This is a genomic window from Actinomycetota bacterium, assembly GCA_036280995.1.
Classification (GTDB): Bacteria; Actinomycetota; CALGFH01; order CALGFH01; family CALGFH01; genus CALGFH01.
In genome coordinates, this window is the sequence record DASUPQ010000216.1 from 1 (window position 1) to 5,475 (window position 5,475).

The 5,475-nt window shown below is 71.2% G+C and carries 6 protein-coding genes; 3 read left to right on the top strand and 3 right to left on the bottom strand.

Features of this window, described 5'->3' with window-relative positions; genetic code table 11:
- Together VF468_06860 and VF468_06865 are read left to right on the top strand one after the other, a co-directional pair.
- On the top strand, positions 1–230 hold a 230-nt coding region (locus VF468_06860), incomplete at its 5' end, for a hypothetical protein (protein ID HEX5878026.1).
- Positions 230–736, top strand: a complete 507-nt coding sequence (locus VF468_06865) for a LuxR C-terminal-related transcriptional regulator (GenBank protein ID HEX5878027.1) — start codon at positions 230–232, stop codon at positions 734–736. The genes VF468_06860 and VF468_06865, both read left to right, overlap by 1 nt.
- Positions 737–865: 129 nt before the next feature.
- Here VF468_06865 and VF468_06870 read toward each other — a convergent pair whose 3' ends face one another.
- Genes VF468_06870 through VF468_06880 form a run of 3 tightly spaced genes read right to left on the bottom strand, consistent with a single transcriptional unit; the run spans position 866 to position 3,902 of the window.
- Positions 866–1,255, bottom strand: coding sequence for a DUF742 domain-containing protein (locus tag VF468_06870; protein HEX5878028.1), 390 nt, complete (start codon positions 1,253–1,255; stop codon positions 866–868).
- A gap of 27 nt (positions 1,256–1,282) precedes the next feature.
- Positions 1,283–3,199 (bottom strand): PAS domain S-box protein, encoded by a 1,917-nt coding sequence (locus tag VF468_06875; GenBank protein ID HEX5878029.1) that lies wholly within the window; start codon positions 3,197–3,199, stop codon positions 1,283–1,285.
- A gap of 1 nt (position 3,200) precedes the next feature.
- The gene (locus VF468_06880; GenBank protein ID HEX5878030.1) at positions 3,201–3,902 is read right to left on the bottom strand and encodes a sulfocyanin-like copper-binding protein; all 702 of its coding nucleotides are present in this window, start codon (positions 3,900–3,902) and stop codon (positions 3,201–3,203) included.
- A 210-nt stretch (positions 3,903–4,112) separates the two neighbouring features.
- Here VF468_06880 and VF468_06885 point away from each other — a divergent pair, with 210 nt between their 5' ends.
- Positions 4,113–5,459, top strand: coding sequence for a metallophosphoesterase (locus VF468_06885; GenBank protein ID HEX5878031.1), 1,347 nt, complete (start codon positions 4,113–4,115; stop codon positions 5,457–5,459).
- The last annotated feature ends 16 nt before the right edge of the window (positions 5,460–5,475 follow it).

A 5,475-nucleotide genomic window follows, 5' to 3' on the forward strand; every position in this document is an offset into this window, starting at 1 on the left:
CCGCGCTGCTGCTCTACGGCGCCTACGGGAAGCTGGAGCCCGACACCGGCATGCTGGCCCGGCTGGCCGACACCCAGGAGCTGGCGCTGGACCGGGTGGAGCGGGAATGGGGCACCGAAGGCGTCGGCCTGGCCTTCTGGGCCCCAGCCTGCTCGACGACGAGGAGACCACCTCGGCCTATCTTCGCCTCACCCGCTCGGGCGTCAGCCCTGGCTCGGCCCGGTCGCTGATGAGGCTCGGCTACCAGATCGACTGGGAGGCGGTGCTGCCGGGCATCCGGGTCCCGACGCTGGTCCTGCACCGGACCGGCGACCTGGTCGTCCCCATCCGCCAGGCCCGGAAGCTGGCCGCGGGCATCCCAGGGGCCCACCTCCTCGAGCTGCCCGGCATCGACCATCTGATCTGGGCCGGCGACCAGGACGCGGTCGTCGACGCGGCCCGCGGCTTCCTCGCCGAGGCGGGGCTGGACGCCGGCCAAGAGGCCCCACGGAAACCAGCCGGCGCCGGGCAGCTGGGCCTGACCCGGCGCGAGCACGAGGTGCTCCGCCTGGTCGCCCGCGGGCTCACCAACCGGCAGATCGCCGCCGCCCTGTTCATCAGCTCCAAGACGGCCGGGGTTCACGTCTCCAACATCCTGAGCAAGATGGGGGTCGGGCGCCGGGCCGAGGCGGCGGCCGTCGCCGAGCGCCTGCAGCTGCTGGCCTCGCCGGCCGAAGCCCGGCCGCCGCGCGGGTAGGTGTGGCTAGGGCCGTCTGCGGGTTGCCGAGTTGAGCTGTTGGGAGATCAAGGGCGGCGGCGCTCAGGCGCGCTGACGTTCGTCCCGCTGCCGGCGCGTCTCCTCGGCACGACCGCCCGCCGCAGATCACTACGAGATGTTCTTGAGGCCATGCAGCACCCTCTCCAGAAGCTCCACAGGCGGGAGGTCAGCGTCGGCGACGGTGGCCTGCGGCCGGTACAGCACCACCACGCCTTGGAGGGCCATGTCGCCGACGATCACGCGGGTCACGCCCAGTAGCAGGTCGAGCCGGCCGGCGATCTCTGCGACCGACACGACCTCCCGGCACAGCGCCGCGATAGAGCGCTGCTCGCGGCCCAGCCCAGCGAGCTGCTCCTCGATGCCGGTGACCGTCTGCACCAGCGTCTCCAGCTCGAGGTCGTCGTGGGCCGAGCGGGTACGCCCACCGGTGACCGTGTAGGGGCGGCGGTAGTAGCGGGACCAGGTCCGTCCCCCCTCATCGGCTCCCCCGCCGCTCATTCTCAGCTACCCATCGTGACCGCGCGCCTACTCGGTCGGCTCGCCTGCCCCAGCGACGGCATCCGTGTCCCCGCCACGGTTTGGTGCCGGCGCTGCGTGCCGGCGTAGCGGCAGGTGCGAGCGCGGCTGCCAGCCCGACTTCGTGGCGTTCGCCAGCAGGAGCCGCTCCGGCGAGGCCATGACGCCGGCCGGCACCGGCGGTGCCATCGCCGGGTGTTCGCCAGCCGAGCCGAGCAGGACCGCTGGCAGCAGCACCAGCGCGGTGACCCCGCCGAACCAGCAATGACGGAGCTGCACCCTGATGCCGTGGCGGGCCGCGAGGCGGCCGACCACGTGGAAGCCCATCATTCTCGACACGGCGACGTCGGCCGCCAACGGCTCGGCCAGCCGCCTGTTGGCCTCGGCCAGCTCGGCGTCGCTCATCCCGATCCCGTGGTCCTCGATCTCGAGCACGTAACCGTTGCCGGTCGGACCGCCGGAGACTTCCACCCTGGTGCTGGGCGAGGAGAACGAGGTGGCATTCTCGACCAGCTCGGCGAGCAGATGGGCGACGTCGCTGGCGGCCTGGCCGGCCAGGGTGAGGTCATGGATACCGGCAATCTGCACACGGGAGTAGTCCTCGACCTCGGCCACCGCGGCCTCGACCACGTCGCGCAGCGGTACCGACTCGCTCCACCGGCGGCGCTGATCTACGCCCGACAGCACGATCAGGTTCTCCACGTTGCGCCGCATACGAGTGGCGAGATGGTCCATCCGAAACAGCTCGTCGAGCCGGTCCGGGTCGACCTCGTTCCTCTCCAGCTCGTCGATCAGCTCGAGCTGCCGGTCGACCAGTCCCTGGCTACGTCGGGCAAGGTTGTGGAGCAGGTCGCTGATGCTCTGGCGCAACGCCGCCTGCTCGGTGACGTCGCGGATGTTCAGCACCAGCCCGTGGACGCGGGGATCGTCGGCGAGGTTGGTGCAGATGCTCTCCACGTGACGCCACGACCCGTCTTCGTGCTGCAGCCGGCACCCGAAGTCGGCGGTCGCTCCCGGGGCCGCCTCCACCAGCTTGGTGAGGGCCACGTTGACGTCGTGCCGGTCGTCGGGATGGACGAGATCGCCGAGGTCGGTGCCGACGAGGTCGGCAGCTCCCCGGCCGAGCATCCGCTGCACCGAGGGGCTCTGATAGGCGATCGTGCCGTCGGGCGCAAGCACCGTGATGAGATCCGAGGAGTTGTTCACCAGCGAGCGGAACTGGGCAGCCTGCTCAGCGCCAGCCCGCCGCAGCAGCAGCCCCAGGGCGAGGGCGGCGAGCACGCCGAGCACCCCAAGGGCGATCTCGATCCGGACCAGCCGGCTGATCGATGCCTCGGTCTGCTGGGTGATCTCCTGGGCGGCGTCATTGGAGACGCTCGACAGCTGCGCGCTCAGCACCCGCAGCTCGGTCACGTCGGCGTCGTAGCGCGGGCTGTCGCGGCCACCCTCCACGAGGCGGTCGCCGGTCTGGATCAACTTGTCGATGAGGCGGCGGTTCTGCTCGAGCTTGCGGCGGACCCTCCAGTCGCGGGCGGGCGGGATCTCGACCCTCGAGCCATCGCCCTGCGGTGCGCGCACGCTGCCGCCGTCCAGCAGCACATCGACCGGCTCGCGTACGTCCTCGGCGCTCTCCTTCGGGTCGGCCTGGAAGCCGTCGACCACCAGCAGGACGTCCATGGTGTAGCGCTCCACGAGGGCCCGTTGGCGCGCGGCGAGGTTGACAACCAGCGCCGAGCCACGCTGCTCCGCGATGGCTCGCGCGTTGTAGACAACGATCGCCGTCACCAGGACGATGAGCACGGGGATGACCCAGCCGAGCCGGCGACCCAGGCGCAGGTCGCCAAGGATCGGTCGCCGCGGGATCAGCCGGCCGATGCCGGACCGGCCGGTTCCCGCCGTGCGCTGGGCCGCGCTCGCGGCTCCCACCTCAGCGGACCGTGAGCGCGGCATACATACCCCCCAGGTAGTGGCCCTGCAGATTGCAGTACAAGACGTAGTGGCCTGGCGCCATGCGCAGGTCCAGGGTCTGGCGGTCGTTGATGTCGAGGCCCTCGACCTCCTCGAGGAAGTCGATACCCTTTCTTTCTTCGTCGACCGTCAGCCCGTCGGGCTGCAGCGGCAGCTTGCCAGGGGCACGGTCGGTTCGTACGACGATGAGCTCGTGGGTGGTCGGGCCCTCATTGAGGATGCGGAAGCTGACGATGCCGGCGGGCACGACGGCCGCGTCCCGCCGGACGTTGAAATCATCGAGTCGAACGTTCAAGGGAGTGCCGCGCGGCGTGGGCTCCTGCCGGCGGGCCACGGTGAGGGGGACCGCGAGCGCGAGCGCGGCCAGCACAAGCACGAGCGCCCACGTCCAGCGCCGCCTCGTCCGAGTCCACGCCATCCCGTCTACCTCCTCCAGCTGGCCAGGGTGTTCACTGGCCCCTGCCCGCACGCCCTGCGGGACGTTGGAGCGGATCCGGCCGGCGGCCAGGGCGGCGAGCAGCACCAGCGGCAGCAGGAGGATCGCGATGAACTTCCGGTGGATGCGGAGTTGTCCAGCATTCAGCTCGTCCTGGGGGACACCACGGCGGGCACCAAGCCAATCGGAAAAAGCGCAGAAGAAGGCCGTGCGGGAGCATAACACCCTGAGCCGCGCAGGCCGACGCGGTGCTGGTGGCGCGTCGCGACTGCCGGAGGTGCTGCTGGTCCTGACCGGCGGCGTGGTCGGGGGATCGGCTGCCCAGACGCCGGGTCATGGTGGCCTCCGCCCTGCTGCGTTCGGCCACTTGTAGGGGAGGTTAAGGTACGGCGCTGATGGGGATCCAGGCGGGATCCAACTTGCGCGGGGGGGCTCATGAACCACCTCTTCGAGGAGTTTGACGACGAGCGGCGATGGCTGGGCCCGCCGCCGCGCCGCCGCCGCTGGTTGCTGCGAGGCCTGCCGCTGGTGGCGGCGTTGAGCCTGGCCTCGCTGGTGGTCGGCGGCCGCTCCGATGTCCCCGCGCCGCCACCAAGGATTCCCGCTGGTCCTAGCGCCGAGCAGCAGGCGCTGGAAGCCGGACGCAGGGCGCTGGTGGCCTGGGGCCGCTTCGCGGTGACCAACCATCTGGGCACCCTTCGCGGTTGGTTCTGGCCCAACGGGCCGCAGTACCGGCAGCTGGCCCGCGAGGCCAGGCTGCGCCGCGGCACCAAGGCCCTCGGCTCACCCGCCTACCGGTTCACCCTGACCCGGGTGCAGGTGCTCGCTCCCTCACCACGGCATCGGATCCTTCGCGGGCGGGTGCGGGTGACCCGACCGGGCGAGCGCGGCCAATCCTACGGCTGGGATGTGTGGATGCGCCGCGGCGGCTCGTCGGATGATCGCTGGCGGCTGTGGAGCGTGAACGCGACGCGCGGACCGCGAGCCCGGTCCGCCGCCGACCCGGTGGTGGTCGCCGCCGGCGACATCGCCGAGGTCGGTGGGCATCAGCGGTTGACCTCGGACCGGGTGCTGGAGCTGGACCCCGACCGCGTGCTGGTGCTCGGCGACAACCAGTACCGGAGCGGGACCCTGGCCGAGTACCGCAACCTCTACGGTCCGACCTGGGGCCGGTTCAAGGCCAGGACCAGGCCGGTACCGGGCAACCACGAGTACGGGACGCCCAGAGCGGCCGGCTACTTCGCCTACTTCGCCAAGCTGGCCAGGCCCAAGGGCCGCAGCTACTACAGCTTCGACCTGGGCGGCTGGCACCTCATCGCCCTGAACTCCAGCCTCGACCACGGCCCCGGGTCGGCCCAGGAACGCTGGCTGCGGGCCGACCTGGTGGCCACCGCCAAACGCTGCATCCTGGCCTACTGGCACTTCCCGCGGTTCTCCTCGGGCGCCCATCAGGGGAACTGGGGCTCGGTCGCCAGCTTCTGGAACGACCTCTTTGACGCCCGCGCCGACGTGGTCCTGAGCGGCCATGAGCACAGCTATGAGCGGTTCGCCCGCCAGACCCCCTGGGCCAAGGCCAGCCGGCAGGGGATCCGCCAATTCGTGGTCGGCACCGGCGGCGCCGACCTGCTGGGCTTCGCCGCCGCCAAGCCGAACAGCCAGCGCCGCCTCGCAAGCGCCCACGGTGTGCTCGAGCTGGTCCTGCACCCGGCCAGCTACCAGTGGCGCTTCGTTTCCGAGGACGGAGCCGTGCTCGACAGGGGCGGTCCGGTCACCTGCCACTGAGGCGGAGGACGGCAGG